Source organism: Massilia aurea, assembly GCF_014200505.1.
Lineage (GTDB): Bacteria > Pseudomonadota > Gammaproteobacteria > Burkholderiales > Burkholderiaceae_D > Telluria > Telluria aurea_B.
Genome location: NZ_JACHBX010000001.1, coordinates 1,806,029 through 1,823,173 on the forward strand (window position 1 = coordinate 1,806,029; position 17,145 = coordinate 1,823,173).

The following is a 17,145-nucleotide window of genomic DNA, read 5'->3' on the forward strand; positions in this document are numbered from 1 at the left end:
GGATGTCGTCGAGCGTGGCGATTTGCTCGAGCGTCTTCCCGGGCTCCGCCAGCGGTTCTCGTGCTTCCCCGCTATTGACGCTGTCGGACCTCCGGCGGCCTGGTGCCAAGGCCGCCTTCCATGCACAAACCTATCCGACAGAAAATAAAAAACCGTCGATCATTCACCAGGATGATCGACGGCTATTTGGGTGTCAATTCAGAATCAGTGACTTAGAGAACTCCGGTCACTCCCACTCAATCGTCGCCGGCGGCTTCCCCGAAATATCATACACAACGCGATTAATCCCCCGCACTTCATTGATGATGCGGTTCGACACCTTGCCCATCAATGCATGCGGCAGATGCGCCCATTGCGCCGTCATGAAGTCCAGCGTCTGCACCGCGCGCAGCGCAACGACATATTCATACGTGCGGCCATCGCCCATCACGCCCACCGATTTCACCGGCAGGAACACGGCAAACGCCTGGCTGGTTGCTTCATACCAGTTCAGCGGCGCCTTGCCGGCATCGATACCCGGCACATGCGGCACTTCGAACGGCGTGTTGCGCAGCTCTTCGATGAAGATCGCATCGGCTTCACGCAGCAGGTCGGCGAACTCTTTCTTGACTTCGCCAAGGATGCGCACGCCCAGGCCCGGACCCGGGAACGGGTGACGATAGACCATGTCATGCGGCAGGCCCAGCGCGACGCCGAGTTTGCGCACTTCATCCTTGAACAGTTCGCGCAGCGGCTCGAGCAGTTTCAGGTTCAGCGTCTCTGGCAGGCCGCCCACGTTGTGGTGGCTCTTGATCGTCTGGCCTTTTTTACCTTTACCAGCCGACTCGATGACGTCCGGATAGATCGTGCCCTGTGCCAGCCACTTGGCATTGGTCAGCTTGCCCGCTTCGACCTGGAACACTTCGACGAACTCACGGCCGATGATCTTGCGCTTCTGCTCGGGATCGTTCACGCCGGCCAGGTGACCCATGAACTGGTCTTCGGCATCGATGCGAATGACTTTCACGCCCAGGTTCTTTTCGAACATGCTCATGACCATCTTGCCTTCGTCCTTGCGGAGCAAACCGTGGTCGACAAACACGCAGGTCAGCTGGTCACCGATCGCGCGGTGGATCAGCGCGGCGGCCACGCTCGAGTCGACGCCGCCCGACAGGCCCAGGATCACGTCGTCGGTGCCGACCTGCGCGCGGATCTTTTCAACGGCTTCGCCGATATAGTCCGGCATGTTCCAGTCGGATTTGCAACCGCAGATCTCGTGCACGAAGCGGCCGATGATGGCTTCGCCCTGTGTCGTGTGCGTGACCTCCGGGTGGAACTGCAGCGCGTAGAAACGGCGCTCTTCGTCGGCCATTGCGGCGATCGGGCAGCTGTCGGTCGAACCCATCAGCTTGAAGCCGTCCGGCATTTCGAGGACCTTGTCGCCGTGGCTCATCCAGACCTTGAGCATGCCGTGGCCTTCGTCGGTGACGAAGTCGTTGATGCCGTTGAGCAGCGCCGTGTGGCTGCGCGCGCGCACTTCGGCGTAGCCGAATTCACGCTTCAGGCCGTTTTCGACCTTACCGCCCAGCTGGGCTGCCATGGTCTGCATGCCGTAGCAGATACCGAGCACCGGCACGCCGGCTTCAAACACGGCCTGCGGCGCACGTGGCGAATCGCCTTCGAGCGTCGAATTGTGGCTGCCCGACAGGATGATGCCCGAAGCGCCGTAGTTGCGGACGAACTCGTCGCTGACGTCGTAGGGGAAGACTTCGGAGAAGACGCCGGCATCGCGCACGCGGCGGGCGATCAGCTGGGTGACCTGGGAACCGAAATCGAGGATGAGGATTTTCGAATGCATGGGAGAAGAGTCTGAGTAGTCTGGGTAGGGTGGACGGCTCGGCCGTCCACGCGGTGATGGTTGACGGCGCCGATTTCGCGCCGGATGAACGTGATGCCAACCATCGGTTAACGACGCCGATTTCGCACCGGATCAACGTGATGCCAACCATCGCCGCGTGGACGGCGATGCCGTCCACCCTACGAAAACGCGGCCAGTATCGGCCGCGTCGGGGATCGATTATTCCGAACGGTAGTTCGGCGCTTCTTTCGTGATCTGCACATCGTGCACGTGCGATTCGCGCATGCCAGCCGACGTGATCTCGACGAATTCGGCTTTCGAGCGCAGCTCTTCGATGGTGCTGCAACCGCAGTAACCCATCGACTGGCGCACGCCGCCGATCAGCTGGAAGATGATCGCCAGCACGCTGCCCTTGTAGGCCACGCGGCCTTCGATACCTTCAGGCACGAACTTGTCGGCCTTGCTCGACGCTTCCTGGAAGTAGCGGTCGGCCGAACCGTCGGCCATCGCGCCCAGGCTGCCCATGCCACGGTACGATTTGTAGCTGCGGCCCTGGTACAGGATCACTTCGCCAGGCGCTTCTTCGGTACCGGCGAACATGCTGCCCATCATGACCGTGTGCGCGCCTGCCGCCAGTGCTTTCGAGATGTCACCCGAGAAGCGGATGCCGCCGTCGGCGATGCATGGCACGCCCGTGCCTTCGAGTGCTTCGGAGACGTTCGAGATTGCGGTGATCTGCGGCACGCCCACGCCGGCGACGATGCGGGTGGTGCAGATCGAGCCCGGGCCGATGCCGACCTTGACGGCGTCAGCGCCCGCTTCGACCAGCGCCAGCGCAGCCGATGCCGTGGCGATGTTGCCGCCGATGACGTCCACGTGCGGGTAACGGTCCTTGATCCAGCGCACGCGGTCGAGGATGCCCTGCGAGTGACCGTGGGCGGTATCGACCACCAGCACGTCCACGCCGGCCGCGACCAGCAGTTCGATGCGCTCTTCGTCGCGCTCGCCGACGCCGACAGCGGCGCCCACGAGCAGCTTGCCCTGCGAATCTTTCGAGGCCAGCGGGTGCTCGTGCGACTTCTGGATATCCTTGACAGTAATCAGGCCGCGCAGCTCGAAGTTGTCGTTGATGACGACCACGCGCTCGAGGCGGTGCTTGTTCATCAGGCGCTTGGCTTCGGCCGTGTCCGCGTCTTCTTTCACAGTGACGAGCTTGTCGCGCGGCGTCATCTTGGCGCGCGCTTCGGCTTCCAGGTCTTCCTCGAAACGCAGATCGCGGTTGGTGATGATGCCAACGACCTGATTGCCTTCGACCACCGGGAAGCCACTGATGCCGTGCTGTTGCGACAGCGCCAGCACTTCGCGGATCTTCATGGTCGGTGGAATCGTGATCGGATCGCGCAGCACGCCCGCTTCGAAGCGCTTGACCCGCGCGACTTCGCGCGCCTGGTCGGCTGGACGGAGATTCTTGTGGATGATACCGATACCGCCCTCTTGCGCCATGGCGATCGCCAGGTTCGCTTCGGTCACGGTGTCCATCGCGGCGGACAGCAGCGGAATGTTCAGCGTGATATTGCGGGTGAGCTTGGTGCGCAGGGAAGTTTGGGCCGGAAGAACGTTGGAGTAGGCCGGGACGAGCAGCACATCATCGAAGGTGAGTGCTTTTTGGAGGAGACGCATAGTATTTCCTATAGGCGCAAAAGCGAATTATACAGAAACCCGTGATTTCCGTCGCCGGCCTGACCCAAATTTAGTTGGTGCGGTACGGTTTGCGATTGACAGCCGGACCGAAGCATGGCGAAATCTGTTAATTCTTAGGAGCAATTTCTATGTCGCAGTTGCCGTACCGCGCCCTCGGCGCCACCCTGCTCTTTCTTGCCGCCACGGCCGCGCAAGCCCAGTATGTCTGGATCGGCCCCGGCGGCACGCGCCAGTATTCCGATCGTCCGCCGCCTCCCGGCACGCCGGCCAGCAAGATCGTCAAGGCGCCGGGCCGCGCCGCCCCCGAACTGGCGCCGGCGCCTCCTGCCGCCATGCCGGCGGAAGGGTCAGCCACCGATCCAGCCACCAAGCCGCTACCGCCAAAAGGCCCGCCCACGCTGGCCGAACAGGAAGCCGCCTACCGCGCGCGCGCCAAGGCGCGTGACGAAGCGAATCTGAAATCGCAGGAAGAAGCACAGCGTACGCGCCAGCTGGCCGAGCGCTGCAGCGCCGCGCGCGAAACGCAGGCACAGCTCGCGTCCGGCACGCGCATCGCGCGCTACGGCCAGGATGGCCAGAAAAGTTATATGACGGATGCCGAGCGGGCCACGCGGGCCGCGCAGGTCAATCAGGCGCTGCAGGACTGCCGCTAGCGCCTTCCCGCTTGGCCGCGCGCTTGCGGCGCGACTCTTTCGGGTCAGCCACGAGTGGCCGGTAGATCTCGATGCGGTCGCGCTCGCGCAGCACCGTGTCGAGCGTCTTCTTCTTGGCGTAGATGCCTACCGGCTGCGTCGTCAGATTGATATCCGGGAAGGCTTCCAATACGCCGCTGCGCTCGATGGCGATGCCGATCGTCGTGCCGGGTTCGACCTGCAGCTCGCGCAGCCATTCGACCTTGTCGCTCGCGTAGCAGACCGAGATGCCCAGCAATGCCGGCGCGGCCGCAACGTCAGCCATACACGACCTCGGCACGCTTGCAGAACGAATCGACCATGCTGTTGGCGATCATGCCGAACACGGGGCCGACGATCTGCGCCAAGAGCATGCTGGAGAACTCGTACTGCATGTCGAACTCGATCTTGCAGGCATCGGCGCGCAGCGACTTGAAGCTCCAGGTGGCCTCGAGCAGCTTGAACGGGCCGTCGACCAGGTGCATCTTCATCTGGCTCGGGCGCTGGTTGTGGTTCGAGGTCGTGAAGCTCTGCTTGACGCCATGAAAATTAATTTGCAGGGCCGCGACGAGCTTGTCATCGGTGCGTTCGACGATGTTTACGCCACTGCACCAGGGAAGGAACTTCGGATAATCTTCGACTTTGGCAACGAGGTCGAACATCTGTTCTGCGCTATAGCCAAGGAAAACTGATTTGTGCACTACTGCCATTGGTCAACCGTTTGTTATGATGGGGGTCGTTTGCAAGTGGCGCCACCGTTGGCGCAATAGCAGTAGTTTAACCGACACGCGAATTTTCGCCTTTTCATGAGCATCGCTGACAATAAAAAAGCATTTTTTGACTACTTCATCGAAGACCGCTACGAGGCAGGTCTCGTGCTGGAGGGTTGGGAAGTCAAGGCCATCCGCGAAAGCCGGGTGCAGATCAAGGAAGCCTACGTGCTCGTCCGTGACAACGAGCTGTACCTGTTCGGTGCGCACGTCAGTGCATTGACGACCACGTCGAGCTTCAGCCATCCCGAGGCGCTACGCTCGCGCAAGCTGCTGCTGCACCGCGCCGAGATCGATAAGCTGATCGGCAAGGTGGAGCGTTCCGGCTACACGCTGGTGCCGCTCAACCTGCACTTCAAGAAGGGCAATGTGAAGTGCGAGATCGGCCTGGCCAAGGGCAAGAAGCAGCACGACAAGCGCTCGACCGAGAAAGACCGCGACGCCAAGCGCGAGGTCGATGCGGCGATGAAGACCAACCGGCGCTAAGCCGTTCTACGCGTCCCGTGCCGGTAACGCCTGCACGCGGGCGCCGGTCAGCGCGATCAGATCGCGGTCGTGGGTCGAGAACAGCACCAGACGTTTGTGCGCCCGCGCCTTGATCTGATCGACCAGAAATGCCCGGGCGTCGGCATCGATGCCGTTGGTCGGCTCGTCCATCAGCACGACCTGCGCGTCCCCCATCAAGCCGGCGGCCAGCATGAGCTTCTTGCGCGTGCCGAGCGACATGTCGCCAAAGCGCGCGCCAAGATACGCCGCGATCCCGAAGCCTTCCAGCAGCGCGCGATGCGGCCCGGCGCAGCCACGCAGCGCCTGCACCATGCGCAGGAATTCGTCGCCGGTCATGAAGTCGTACGCAACCGACGCGTCGGGCACCCAGGCCAGCGCTGCGCGTGCGCCCTGCCCGCGCGCCAGGTCATGCCCGCAGACCAGCACGCGGCCCGCCTGCGGCGCGTCCAGGCCGGCCAGCAGCGCCAGCAAGGTCGACTTGCCGGCGCCATTGCGTCCCACCAGCGCCACGGCGCCTGCGCCAAAGGCCAGGTGCAGGTCCTCGAACACCACCTGGCCGCCGTAGCGCATGCACAGTCCTTCGGCTGTCAACAGCATCGTCATTGTGTTGCTCCCATCAGGATCAGTGCGGCGAACGTGAGTGCGGCCTTGAACGCGGCGCCGTACCGGTGCCGCTGCAGCGCCGGTGCGCCGAGCAGCGCGAGCAGCAGCAGCGACAGGCCGAGGCAGTGGGCCAGCATGGGCAGCAGGTCCGGACTGGTCCCCGGCGCGGCGCGGTACACCAGCCATACCAGGATGCCGATGCTGCCGCCCAGGCCCAGCACGACCAGGTGTTCGGCCGCGAGTACCTTGGCCACGCCGAACGGCATGCTGCGCAGGTAGGATTCGAGCGGCTGGCGCGCACGCCAGAACGCGTAATACAGGCCGGCGAGCGCATACGCACTGACGGCGCACGCCAGCGCGATGAAGCCTGCAGCATCCTGGCGCTTGCCCACCAGGCAGATCATCCACCAGCTGGCCGCATGCACGAGCAGCGCCGCCCCGATACGTGGCAGCGCCACGTGCAGGTGGCCGCACCACAAGCTGCGCAGCTGCAGCAGCGTCAGGAACAGCAGCGCAGGAACACGCAGCACGCCGCCTGCATCCGTGCGCCGCGCGCCACGAGCACGGTCAGCACCGAACACCACGACATGTGCCACGGCGAGTGTCAGCAGGATCAGCCCAAGAACATACAGGGGAAAGAAACCGTCAGCACCTGGCGGCGGCGCGGGGCTCGTGGCGACAGTCCAGAAGGCGACCGCAAACGGCAGCGCCCACCACTGCAGCGCGACGAACAGCAAGGCAAGATCCAGCGCCGGCGCCACGCGCCCTCCGTGCAGGCTCGCACGGGCAAACCCGGCAAGCGCTGCGCCGCGCACGAATGGCCGGTGTACGCGCGCCCACAATGCAACCGCCGCCAGCCAGCCGGCGACGTACATCAAACCAGTGCGCCAGTCCGCGGGATCACGCCAGAAATGCAGGATCGGCGCAGCCAGCAGCGTGGGCCGCTCGACCAGCGCGAGGCCAAACAGGGCAAGGCAGATGACCAGTGCATGCGCATAGCGCGCATACAGCGCCCGCGACTGCGCGGCGAAATAGCGGCGGCGCAGCAGGAACAGGGCACCGAAAGGTTCGGCCACCGCTGCCCGCCAGCGCTGCACTGCCATCACTCAGGCCGCGACGCCGGCAGGTTTGACCGCCATCATGACCGACAGGCGCCAGGCAGCAAAGCTCAGGGCCAGCCCGCCCGCCACGCCCAGCGCCAGGTGCAGCGCGCTGTGGAACAGCAGCGGCGCCACCAGGCCCGAGACCAGCGCGAACGACATCATCTGGATAAAGCCAATCATCGACGAGGCCAGGCCGCGGTTATCCGGGAACAGGCCGAGCGCGGTGATCTGGATCGCCGGCATCGCGACCGACAGGCCGAACGTATAGACGAACAGCGGCAGCACGGCCCACGGCACGGCGGCGGTGAACAATGCGTTATAGCCGACGTTAAAGGCCGCGCCCAGCGCCATCACGCCGAACCCCAGCCACATCATGCGGGTCGGCGTGCTTTTGTGCGCGTGCTTGCCGCCCCAGGCCGAGCCAACCACCATGCCGCCAACGAGCGGGATGAACATCCAGGCAAACGCCGTTTCGGGCAGGCCCAGGATGACCATCACGAAATTCGACGCCGAGCCGATGTACAGCGACAAGCCCGAAAACGCCAGGCCCAGCGCCAGCGACAGCAGCACGAACTGCGGATGGCGCAGCACCTTGACGTAGTTGCGGCCGATGGTCCCGGGATGGAACACCTGGCGCTTGTCACGCGGCAGGCTCTCGGGCAGGAACTTCAGGCACACCAGGATCAGCAGCGCGCCAAACACCGCCAGGAACACGAACGACGAGCGCCAGCCGAAGGTCACGTGCAGCCAGCCGCCCAGAACCGGGGCGATCGCCGGCGCGAGGCCGAATACCATCATGATGTGCGACATCATGCGCTGCGCCTGCGCGCCCGAGAAGCGGTCCTGCACGATGGCCTGGCCGATCACCGAGCCCGCGCCGGCCGACAGGCCCTGCAACGCGCGAAACACGAGCAGCCAGCCAAAGCTCGGTGCCCACGCCGCGCCAATCGAGGCCAGTGTGTAGACCGTCAGCGCAGTCAGGATCACGGGGCGGCGGCCGAACGAATCGGACAGCGTCCCGTAGAACAGCATCATGAACGCAAACGTAAACAGGAACACGCTCAGCGTCTGCTGCACCGCGACCGGGCCGACTGCATATTCGGCGCCGATGGCCGGCATCGACGGCAGGTAGGTGTCGATGGCCAGGGCCCCGACCATGCCGAGGCAGGCGAGGATGACGGTGAGGAGTTTTTGCATGGACGGCGCTTTCGGAAAACCTGCCGGCGCTGCACGATGCACGATGCATGGGGCCGGATGACGGGCATTGGAGGGCTGCGATTGTAATCGATTTCGGCCTTGGCGATCTGCCGCCGCCCTGTTTTCAGCGGGTGCGCAGCGCCATGCCGAAACGCTCGAAACGGGGCATCCAGTCGTGCTGGTAGTCAGCAGAAACGAGGATGCGTTCGGCGCGGCCAAGCAGCTTTGCACGCGGCACCAGGCCGATCACACGCGAGTCGGCGCTGTTATTGCGGTTATCGCCAAGCATCAGGTACTGGCCGGGCGGTATGCGGAGCAGCGCAATGTCACGCAGCGCGGGCACGCGCGGAAGCAGTTGTACGCGCTGGTGCGCGCCGCCCACGGATTCGCTGAGGCGGACGGCGTCGACTTCGCGGCCGCCGGCCTGCTCGCGTGCGGCCCCAACCAACGCGTAGGCCGCCTCTTCCCCGTTGATCGTCATGCGGTCATCGCGCATCTCGACCACGTCGCCCGGCAGCGCCAGCACTCGCTTGATCAGGCGCGTGCCGTCACGCGGCGAATAGAACACGACCACGTCGCCGCGGGCGGGATCGCCAAGGTGCGCCACTTGCCGTTCAGTCAGTGGTATCTTGAGGTCGTATGCGAGCCGGTTGATGTACACCACGTCGCCCTCGAGCAGATTGGGCCGCATCGACCCGGACGGAATCGGACTCCAGTCAGCGACCGCGGTGCGAAATACGCCGAACAGCAGCAGAAACAGCAGAAAGCCCTTGTTAGCGCGGATGAGTTTGGTCACGGACTGCTCCTGATTGGGTGATGGAGCCATCGATGGTAAATGTCGATCAACGGTCGATGCTTAGCCTTTCGTTAACAACGCAATCCTGACAGCAGTGTCACCACGCTGTCATATTCGACAACTAGACTGATTGCGGGACGACTACGACCGCAGACCATGGATATGAAGAAAAAGGCCACCGAGGCTGACCTGAAACAATTTTCCGACGGCAGCGCCTATTTGAATCGCGAGCTGTCGCTGCTCGAATTCAACCGCCGCGTGCTGGCGCAGGCGGAAGACCCCACCGTACCGCTGCTCGAGCGCCTGCGCTTTCTGTGCATCGTCGCGAGCAACCTGGACGAATTCTTCGAAGTGCGCGTGGCCAGCCTGCTCGCCACCTACCAGATCGACCGCAACGACAGCGAACTGCCCGAGACCCTGGCCGCCGACCTTGAGCGCGCCAGCGCCGAGTGCCGCCACCTGATCGCGCGCCAATACGCGCTGTTCAACCAGGAGATCCTGCCGCAGCTGTCCGAGCAAGGCATCCACCTCCTGCACCGTAGCGAACGTAATCCGGCCCAGCGCGCGTGGGTCAAGCAGTATTTCGACCGCGAAGTGCGCCCGCTGCTCACGCCCATTGGCCTGGACCCGGCGCACCCGTTCCCGCGCGTGATCAACAAGAGCCTGAACTTCATCGTTGAACTCAGTGGCAAGGATGCGTTCGGGCGCGGCTCGGGCATCGCCATCATGAAGGCGCCGCGCGTGCTGCCGCGCGTGATCCGCCTGCCGGACGACCTGTCGGACAAGCCGGGCAGCTCGTACTGCCTGCTGTCGTCGGTGATCCAATCGCACATGGCCGATCTGTTCACGGGCCGCGAAGTGGTGTCGTACTCCCAGTTCCGCGTCACGCGCAACAGCGACCTGTGGGTGGACGAAGAAGAAGTGAAAAATCTGCGCCAGGCGCTCCAGAGCGAGCTGCATGGCCGCCAGTACGGCTTTGCCGTGCGCCTCGAGGTGGGCCGTTCGTGCCCGGCGCACCTGGCCGATTTCTTGCTGAACCAGTTCCACATCGACCGCAGCCGCCTGTTCACCGTCGATGGCCCGGTGAACCTGGGGCGCCTGCTCGAAATCGTCAACCAGCACGACCAGCCAGACCTGAAATTCCCGTCGTATGTGTCGGGCTATCCGGGCAAGCTGTCAGGCGCCGACATGTTCGCCGCACTGCGCAAACAAGACGTGCTGCTGCACCACCCGTTCGAATCGTTCCAGCCGGTGATCAACTTCATCCAGTGCGCAGCGGCCGATCCCAACGTGGTGGCGATCAAGCAGACCATCTACCGGGCGGGCAGTAATTCCGAGCTCGTCGAGGCGTTGATCACGGCCGCCGAACGAGGCAAGGAAGTCACCGTCATCGTCGAACTGATGGCGCGCTTCGACGAAGAAGCCAATATCAACTGGGCCGAAAAGCTCGAGAAGGCCGGTGCCCAGGTCGTGTATGGCGTCGTCGGATTGAAAACGCACGCCAAGATGGCACTGGTGCTGCGCCGCGAACCGAGTGGCCTGCGCCGTTACGCGCACCTCGGCACCGGCAACTACAACCCCACCACCGCCCGGTTCTACACTGACTTCGGCATCCTCACATCCGACGACGACCTGACGTCGGATGTGAACGAAGTGTTCATCCACCTGACCAGCATGACGCGGCCCAAGCAGCTGGCCAGCATCTGGCTGGCGCCGTTTTCGCTGCACAAGGAAATCGTGCGCGCGATCCGCAACGAGACCGAGCTCGCGAAACAGGGTAAACCAGGGCGCATCATCGCCAAGATGAATTCGCTGACCGATGAATCGGTAATCAAGGCGCTGTATGACGCGTCGTGCGTGGGCGTGAAGATCGACCTGATCATCCGCGGCGCCTGCGCGCTACGCCCGGGCGTTGAAGGCCTGTCCGAGAACATCAAGGTGCGCTCGATCGTCGGGCGCTTTTTGGAGCACACGCGGATCTACTACTTCCGCAACGACCTGAAACACGACACGTACCTGAGCAGCGCCGACTGGATGAACCGCAATCTGTTCCGCCGGGTCGAGGTGGCATTCCCGATCCGCGCGCCGCTGCTCAAGCGCCGCATCATGCGCGAAGGCTTGCTGCCGTACCTGAAAGACAACGTGAATGCGTGGGAACTGGGCAGCGATGGGCGATACCGCCGCCGCCGGCCGCGCGGCAAGCAGGTTGGCTACAGCGCGCAGCAGGCATTGATGGACACGCTGGGCGCCGAGAGCGTCCCGAACAAGGAAATCGACAATGGAACTGATCCTCTGGCGCCACGCTGAAGCCGAGCCGGGCTCGCTTGAACTGGCCGACGAACACCGCGCGCTCACGCCGAAAGGCCAGCGCCACGCCGCCCGCATGGGTGCGTGGCTGGAGCGCAAACTGCCGGCCGACTGCCGCATCCTGGTCAGCCCCGCCACGCGCTGCGTGCAGACGGCCGATGCGCTGGGACGGCGCTACAAGGTGGTGGAAGCATTGAGCACGGCGTCGAGCGCGGAAGCGATCATCGAGGCCTGCGGCTGGCCAACCCACCGGCAGCCGGTGCTGGTGGTCGGTCACCAGCCGCTGCTGGGCGACGTGGCCTCGCTGTTATTGTGCGGGCAAAAGCAGGACTGGCGCATCCGCAAGGGCGGCGTGTTCTGGATCGAGCACAAGGCCAGTGACGGCATGCCGTACATCCGGCTCGTCGCCGGGCCGGATGTGATTGGCAAGCTGCGTTAGACCTGGCGTACCTGGAACGGCACACCGACCTCGCTCCAGGCCTGCACTTCTTTCTCGAGCCAGGGCGCGAGCGTCGGGTGCTTGCGCATCAGCTCCACCGGCAGATCCAGATCGATGCGTGCTTTCATGCGCAGACGCAGGCCGGCGATATCGTCATCGGCGCGTGCGTGCATCAGCACGATCGCCAGGCGCAGCGCCAGTACTGCCTTGGCCAGGTCGGCCTCCACCAGCGTTTCGCGGATCTTGCGCAGATTGCCCTTCTGGCCCAGCACCAGCGTGGACAGCATGCGCTGCTCGCGCGTCGTGAAGCCCCCCAGATCGGCGTGTTCAACGATGTAGGCGCCATGCTTGTGCGCGCCACTCATCGAGATCGCCAGGCCGATTTCGTGCAGCATCGCGGCCCAGGCCAGGTACGGCCGATGCGTCTCGCCCTGCGGCTGCAGGCGTTCGAACAGCTGCGTCGCGATGCCCACGGTGCGCAGAGCGCGCCCGCTATCGACGCGGAAGCGTCCCATGCAGGCGCGGATCGCGGCGTCGCGCCGGTCGCGCCGGTTCGCACGCAGCTCCAGATCGGACAGCACGCCCAGGCGCAGGCCCGCATTGATGGCGGTAAGCCGTTCGACCTTCAGCTCCTGCATCGCGCCGATCAACACCGTCAGGCCGCCGACCATCACGGGCACGCGCTCGCGTTTGACACCCGGTAGCACGAAGGCATCCACGTGGCCCAGGTCGAGCAGGATGGCGCGCAGTGCCTGCAGGCTGTGCTGCGAGACCGTGCCGTCGCCAATGGCGTTGCGCGAGATGACTTCGGAAATCGCCCGCATCGTGCCCGACGAGCCGTAGGCGGTGTCCCAGCCCTTGGCGTGGTACAGCGACGCGGCGTCTTCGAAGCGCGCGCGCGCGGCCGTGACGGCGGCGTCGAAATTGTGCTCGGTGATGCGGCCATCCGGAAAATACGCCAGCGTTTGCGGCTGGGTGCCGATGCCGAAGGATTCGACCAATCCAATGTCGCCCCCGGCGCCGGCGATGACTTCGGTCGAGCCGCCACCGATGTCGATCACCAGGCGCCGCTCGTCGTGGCGCTCGATCGCGCGCGCCACGCCCATGTAGATCAGGCGCCCTTCTTCTTCGCCCGAGATGATGTCGATCGGGTGCCCGATCGCGTTCTCGGCCAGTGGCAGCAGCAGGTCGGCGTTCTTCGCCACGCGCATCGTGTTGGTGGCGACCACGCGCATGGCGTCGAGCTGGTACTCGTCGAGGATCTTGCGGAACTCTTGCAGGCAGTGGATCGCGCTGCGCATTGCCGCTTCGCTGAGCATATTGTCGGCATCGAGACCGGCCGCCAGGCGGATCGGATTGCGCGCGGTGCGCACGATGTGGATGCGGCCACCGGCCGGCTCGCCGATGTGAAGGCGGAAGCTGTTGGACCCGAGGTCGACTGCTGCAAACATGAGGCCCTTTCGATGATGACCGGATGCCTGGGCGGGCAAGGCGCCGCCCAGGTATCTTCATGGGACCGAGTATACAGCCTGGGCCGGTGTGCGCCTAGAGCGCGCTGCGCTGCGCGGGCGTACGGCGCATGCCGAACCAGAAGCCCAGAAGGCACGGGATACCGAGTGCGACGGCCGAGACGGCGTCCCAGATGCCGTCGCCCAGCAGCGCCGAGATCAGGCCGATCGTGGTGAGGATGCCGAGCACGATCGGCGCGCCCCAGATTTGTGATGGTGTGCGGATCATGAGCGTTCTCCGGTGAGTGTCGTCGTTGTGGGGAGCGGGTGCGCATGCGCGGCCACCTTGGTGGTGGCATTGCCCGTCTTGCCGCGCTTGAGCCACAGGTACAGGCCCGTGCCCAGCAGGATGATGGTGGCGATGTCCAGCAGCGCCCACAGCAGCTTCATCGCCTGCCCGCCGTAGTCGCCGAAGTGCAGCGGCTGCGAGACCAGCAGCGCTTTCAGATACCACGGCAGTACCGGCGCGTCGGTCAGCTGGCCCGTGTTCGCATCGATCAGCACGGGCCGGTACATGCGCGAGCTGAAGGCCTCGTTGCCGTTCATGTAGATGCCGTAGTGATGCTCGCTGCTGAAATCAGTGCCCGGGAACGCGACAAACGCCACGCGCATGCCTGGCAGCGCCGCCTTGGCCGTCTCGATCGCATCGTGCACCGACGCGGTGTGCGGCAGCGGCTTCTTGCCTTCGTACTGCTTGAGGATCTGCGCCAGCTCGTTCTTCTGGTAGTACTTGTACATCAGGTCGGCCCAGGTATTGATCATCCCGGTGCCGCCGACGACGAACAGCCAGACCAGCGTGACGATGCCCAGCATATTGTGCATGTCGAGCCACTTCAGGCGCGCGCTGCGTTCCTTGCGCACGGTGCCGAAATCGAGCTTGCGCATGAACGGCGCATACAGCACGACGCCACTGACGATGGCCACGAGCAGCAGCAAGGCCATGAAGCCCAGGAACAGCATCCCCGGCAGGCCCATGAACAGGTCGACGTGCAGCGCCAGCATCGTCGACATGAACACGCCGCCCTCGAAGGCCGGCTCGGTGATCACTTTCGTGGTACGTGCATCGACCGCGATCGGCTTGTAATCGTGGTCGTGCATGTGGTCGGCCAGCGTGACGTTCCAGATCTCGGGCACGTCGGCTTCCTGTGAGATGAACATCGGCTTCTTGGCCGGGTACAGCTCTTTGGCCGACGCGATCACGGCGTCGACGTTCCCCTGCGGCATGGGGCTCGACAACACGGGCGGCTCCACCTCGGTGCCCAGCAGGTGGCCGATTTCGTGGTGGTAGATCAGCGGCAGACCGGTCAGGCACAGCAGCAGCATGAAGATGGTGCAGATCAGGCTGCTCCACTTATGGATCCAGCCCCAGCGGCGCAGGGAGACGGGTGACATGATGGTTGCGCGTGCCTATGGCAAGATTCAATGAGTCCAGAATAATAATCGTTCTCATTTACATTAGCAAGACGTGGAGATAGAATGCGCGCTACCCACAATTTATCCAGACTGCATCACATGACCACTCGCCGTTTCGCCCTGACCCCGGCCGCATTCGCCGCCGCCCTCCTCGTTGCAGGTACCGCATTCGCCCAGGACGGCGCGCCGGCCACGGACGACAGCGCCGTCCCGACCGTAGTCATCAGCGCGTCGGCCGACGCATCGGCCCAGGGCCTGCCGGCTGCCTACGCCGGCGGCCAGGTCGCGCGCGGCGGCCGTCTGGGCTTGCTGGGCAACGTCGACATCATGGACACGCCGTTCAACAGCACTAACTACACGCATGCGCTGATTCAGGACCAGCAAGCGCGCAGCGTGGCGGACGTGGTGCAAAACGACCCGTCGGTGCGCGTGGCGCGCGGCTTCGGTAACTACCAGGAGCTGTACATGATCCGCGGCTTCGCGGTCGGCTCGGACGACACCGCGTACAACGGCCTGTATGGCCTGCTGCCGCGCCAGTTTGTCGCGACCGAACTGGTCGAACGCGTTGAAGTGCTGCGCGGCGCCCACAGCTTCATCAACGGCGCGGCCCCTGCGGGCGGCAGCATCGGCGGTTCGATCAACCTGCTGCCCAAGCGCGCGCCGAACCAGGACCTCAGCGAAGTCACGCTCGGTGCCGAGACGGGCGGCCAGGGCTACGGCGCCATCGACCTGGGCCGCCGCTTCGGACCGGAAGGCCGCGCCGGCGTGCGCGTGAACGTTGCGCACCGCAAGGGCGACACCGCAGTCGATCGCGAAGGCCGTGAACTGAGCGTGTATTCGCTGGGCGTCGATTACCGCGGCCGGGGCTTCCGCCTGTCGGCCGACATCGGCGCGCAGGACCATGAACTGACCAATGCACGCCCGAGCGTGACGCTGGGCGCGACCACCCCGATGATCGCGGCGCCAAGCGCTGACCGCAACTTCGCGCAGCCATGGACCATCTCGGAAGAGCGTCACACCTTCGGCACCGTGCGCGCTGAAGTCGACCTGGCCGGCGGCGCCGTCGCCTGGGCCGCACTGGGCGCGCGCAGCGGCCAGGAATACAACATCCTGTCCTCGATCACGGTCAACAACGCCAATGGCGACGGCACCATGACCCGCTTCGACAATATCCGCAAGGACCAGGTCCGCACCGGCGAAGTGGGCGTGCGCGGCGCGCTGCGCACCGGCTTCATCAAGCACATGCTCAGCGCCTCGGCCTCGGGCTTCCACAGCGAGTCGCGCAACGCCTATGCCCTCAGCGACTTCGCCGGCTTCTCGTCGAACGTCTACACGCCGCGTGACGTCGCAGCGCCATCGTCATCGTTCTTCACCGGCGGCGACATGGGTAGCCCACTCGTGACGTCCAAGGCAATTCTGTCGAGCCTGGCCATTGCCGACACGCTGTCGCTGCTGGACGACACCGTGCTGGTCAATCTGGGCCTGCGCCACCAGCGTATCAAGGACTTCGGCTACGACTATGGCACCGGCCTGGAAAACTCGGCCTACGAGGCCAGCGAGAACACCCCGTTCGCCGCTGTCGTCTACAAGCTGCGCAAGGACCTGTCGGTGTACGCCAACTACAGCGAAGGCTTGCAGCGCGGCGCGGTTGCCTCCGGCGACCAGATCGTCAACCAGGGCCAGGTCTTCGCACCGTATGTCTCGCGCCAGCGTGAAGCGGGCGTCAAGTTCGACAGCGGCCGCTATGGCTTGAGCGCTGCCGTGTTCTCGACCAGCCAGCCAAGCGCCTATGTGCAGAACCGCGTGTTCGGCGTGTTCGGCGAGCAGCGCAACCGCGGCCTGGAGCTGTCGGTGTTCGGCAATCCGGTGCGCGGCCTGCGCGTGCTGGGTGGCCTGACGCTGATCGACGCCGAACAGCGCGTCACAGCGGGCGGCATCAACCAGGGCAAGGATGCGATCGGCGTGCCGGAAACGCAGCTGAACATCGGCGCCGACTGGGACGTGCCGGGCGTGCAAGGCCTGGCACTGAACGCCCGCACCGTCTACACGGCGACCCAGTACGCCGATGGCGCCAACACGCAGAAGCTGCCGTCGTGGACCCGCGTCGACCTGGGCGCAACCTACCGCACGAGCTTCATGGACCGTGACCTGACGCTGCGCGCCCGTGTCGACAACGTCGCCGACAAGAACTACTGGGCCTCGGCCGGTGGCTACCCGGGTTCGGGCTACCTGGTGCTGGCGGCGCCGCGCACCGTGGCGGTGTCGGCAACCGTCGGCTTCTAACGTAGGTTCA

General features: G+C 64.6%; 16 protein-coding genes. 5 read left to right on the forward strand and 11 right to left on the reverse strand.

What is annotated here, in order from left to right:
- Window positions 1-226: 226 nt before the first annotated feature.
- Together guaA and guaB are read right to left on the reverse strand one after the other, a co-directional pair.
- Complete coding sequence (guaA, locus tag HD842_RS07960) at window positions 227-1,837, reverse strand: glutamine-hydrolyzing GMP synthase (RefSeq protein ID WP_183552918.1); 1,611 nt, start codon at window positions 1,835-1,837, stop codon at window positions 227-229.
- 219 nt (window positions 1,838-2,056) lie between these two features.
- A complete protein-coding gene (gene guaB, locus HD842_RS07965; protein WP_183552919.1) occupies window positions 2,057-3,517 on the reverse strand; it encodes an IMP dehydrogenase in 1,461 nt (486 codons plus the stop codon).
- A 149-nt stretch (window positions 3,518-3,666) separates the two neighbouring features.
- Between guaB and HD842_RS07970 the strand changes: the two genes are divergently transcribed.
- Window positions 3,667-4,191, forward strand: coding sequence for a DUF4124 domain-containing protein (locus HD842_RS07970; protein WP_183552921.1), 525 nt, complete (start codon window positions 3,667-3,669; stop codon window positions 4,189-4,191).
- On the opposite strand, the gene HD842_RS07975 is transcribed toward HD842_RS07970, so the two are convergent.
- Together HD842_RS07975 and HD842_RS07980 are read right to left on the reverse strand one after the other, a co-directional pair.
- On the reverse strand, window positions 4,163-4,495 hold the full coding sequence (locus tag HD842_RS07975) for an RnfH family protein (protein WP_183552923.1): 333 nt from the start codon (window positions 4,493-4,495) through the stop codon (window positions 4,163-4,165). The two genes, HD842_RS07970 and HD842_RS07975, sit on opposite strands and share 29 nt — an antisense overlap.
- Window positions 4,488-4,919: a type II toxin-antitoxin system RatA family toxin gene (locus HD842_RS07980; RefSeq protein WP_183552925.1), complete on the reverse strand. Its 432-nt coding sequence runs from the start codon at window positions 4,917-4,919 to the stop codon at window positions 4,488-4,490. The genes HD842_RS07975 and HD842_RS07980 overlap by 8 nt, the downstream gene beginning before the upstream one ends.
- 96 nt (window positions 4,920-5,015) lie before the next feature.
- On the opposite strand from HD842_RS07980, the gene smpB reads away from it, so the two are divergent.
- Window positions 5,016-5,465: an SsrA-binding protein SmpB gene (gene smpB, locus HD842_RS07985; protein WP_183552926.1), complete on the forward strand. Its 450-nt coding sequence runs from the start codon at window positions 5,016-5,018 to the stop codon at window positions 5,463-5,465.
- 6 nt (window positions 5,466-5,471) lie between these two features.
- Here the strand turns inward: smpB and HD842_RS07990 are convergent, their stop codons facing one another.
- The 4 genes from HD842_RS07990 to lepB form a co-directional block, all read right to left on the reverse strand.
- Complete coding sequence (locus HD842_RS07990) at window positions 5,472-6,089, reverse strand: ATP-binding cassette domain-containing protein (RefSeq protein WP_183552927.1); 618 nt, start codon at window positions 6,087-6,089, stop codon at window positions 5,472-5,474.
- A complete protein-coding gene (locus tag HD842_RS07995; RefSeq protein WP_183552928.1) occupies window positions 6,086-7,165 on the reverse strand; it encodes a hypothetical protein in 1,080 nt (359 codons plus the stop codon). Before HD842_RS07995 ends, HD842_RS07990 begins: the two co-directional genes overlap by 4 nt.
- A 30-nt stretch (window positions 7,166-7,195) precedes the next feature.
- The gene (locus HD842_RS08000) at window positions 7,196-8,389 is read right to left on the reverse strand and encodes a multidrug effflux MFS transporter (RefSeq protein WP_183552929.1); all 1,194 of its coding nucleotides are present in this window, start codon (window positions 8,387-8,389) and stop codon (window positions 7,196-7,198) included.
- A gap of 124 nt (window positions 8,390-8,513) precedes the next feature.
- On the reverse strand, window positions 8,514-9,185 hold the full coding sequence (lepB, locus tag HD842_RS08005; RefSeq protein ID WP_370660803.1) for a signal peptidase I: 672 nt from the start codon (window positions 9,183-9,185) through the stop codon (window positions 8,514-8,516).
- Window positions 9,186-9,341: 156 nt separating this feature from the next.
- Here lepB and ppk1 point away from each other — a divergent pair, with 156 nt between their 5' ends.
- Together ppk1 and HD842_RS08015 are read left to right on the forward strand one after the other, a co-directional pair.
- Complete coding sequence (ppk1, locus tag HD842_RS08010; RefSeq protein ID WP_183552932.1) at window positions 9,342-11,492, forward strand: polyphosphate kinase 1; 2,151 nt, start codon at window positions 9,342-9,344, stop codon at window positions 11,490-11,492.
- On the forward strand, window positions 11,464-11,931 hold the full coding sequence (locus tag HD842_RS08015; RefSeq protein ID WP_183552934.1) for a SixA phosphatase family protein: 468 nt from the start codon (window positions 11,464-11,466) through the stop codon (window positions 11,929-11,931). Before ppk1 ends, HD842_RS08015 begins: the two co-directional genes overlap by 29 nt.
- Here HD842_RS08015 and HD842_RS08020 read toward each other — a convergent pair.
- The 3 genes from HD842_RS08020 to HD842_RS08030 all read right to left on the reverse strand — a co-directional run bounded on the left by HD842_RS08020 (window position 11,928) and on the right by HD842_RS08030 (window position 14,831).
- On the reverse strand, window positions 11,928-13,382 hold the full coding sequence (locus HD842_RS08020; RefSeq protein ID WP_183552936.1) for a Ppx/GppA phosphatase family protein: 1,455 nt from the start codon (window positions 13,380-13,382) through the stop codon (window positions 11,928-11,930). The two genes, HD842_RS08015 and HD842_RS08020, sit on opposite strands and share 4 nt — an antisense overlap.
- 94 nt (window positions 13,383-13,476) lie before the next feature.
- A complete protein-coding gene (locus HD842_RS08025; protein WP_183552938.1) occupies window positions 13,477-13,668 on the reverse strand; it encodes a hypothetical protein in 192 nt (63 codons plus the stop codon).
- A complete protein-coding gene (locus tag HD842_RS08030) occupies window positions 13,665-14,831 on the reverse strand; it encodes a PepSY-associated TM helix domain-containing protein (RefSeq protein WP_183552940.1) in 1,167 nt (388 codons plus the stop codon). The genes HD842_RS08025 and HD842_RS08030 overlap by 4 nt, the downstream gene beginning before the upstream one ends.
- Window positions 14,832-14,951: 120 nt before the next feature.
- Between HD842_RS08030 and HD842_RS08035 the strand changes: the two genes are divergently transcribed.
- Entirely contained in the window at window positions 14,952-17,135 is a 2,184-nt protein-coding gene (locus tag HD842_RS08035) for a TonB-dependent receptor (RefSeq protein WP_183552942.1), read from the forward strand.
- Window positions 17,136-17,145 lie beyond the last annotated feature (10 nt).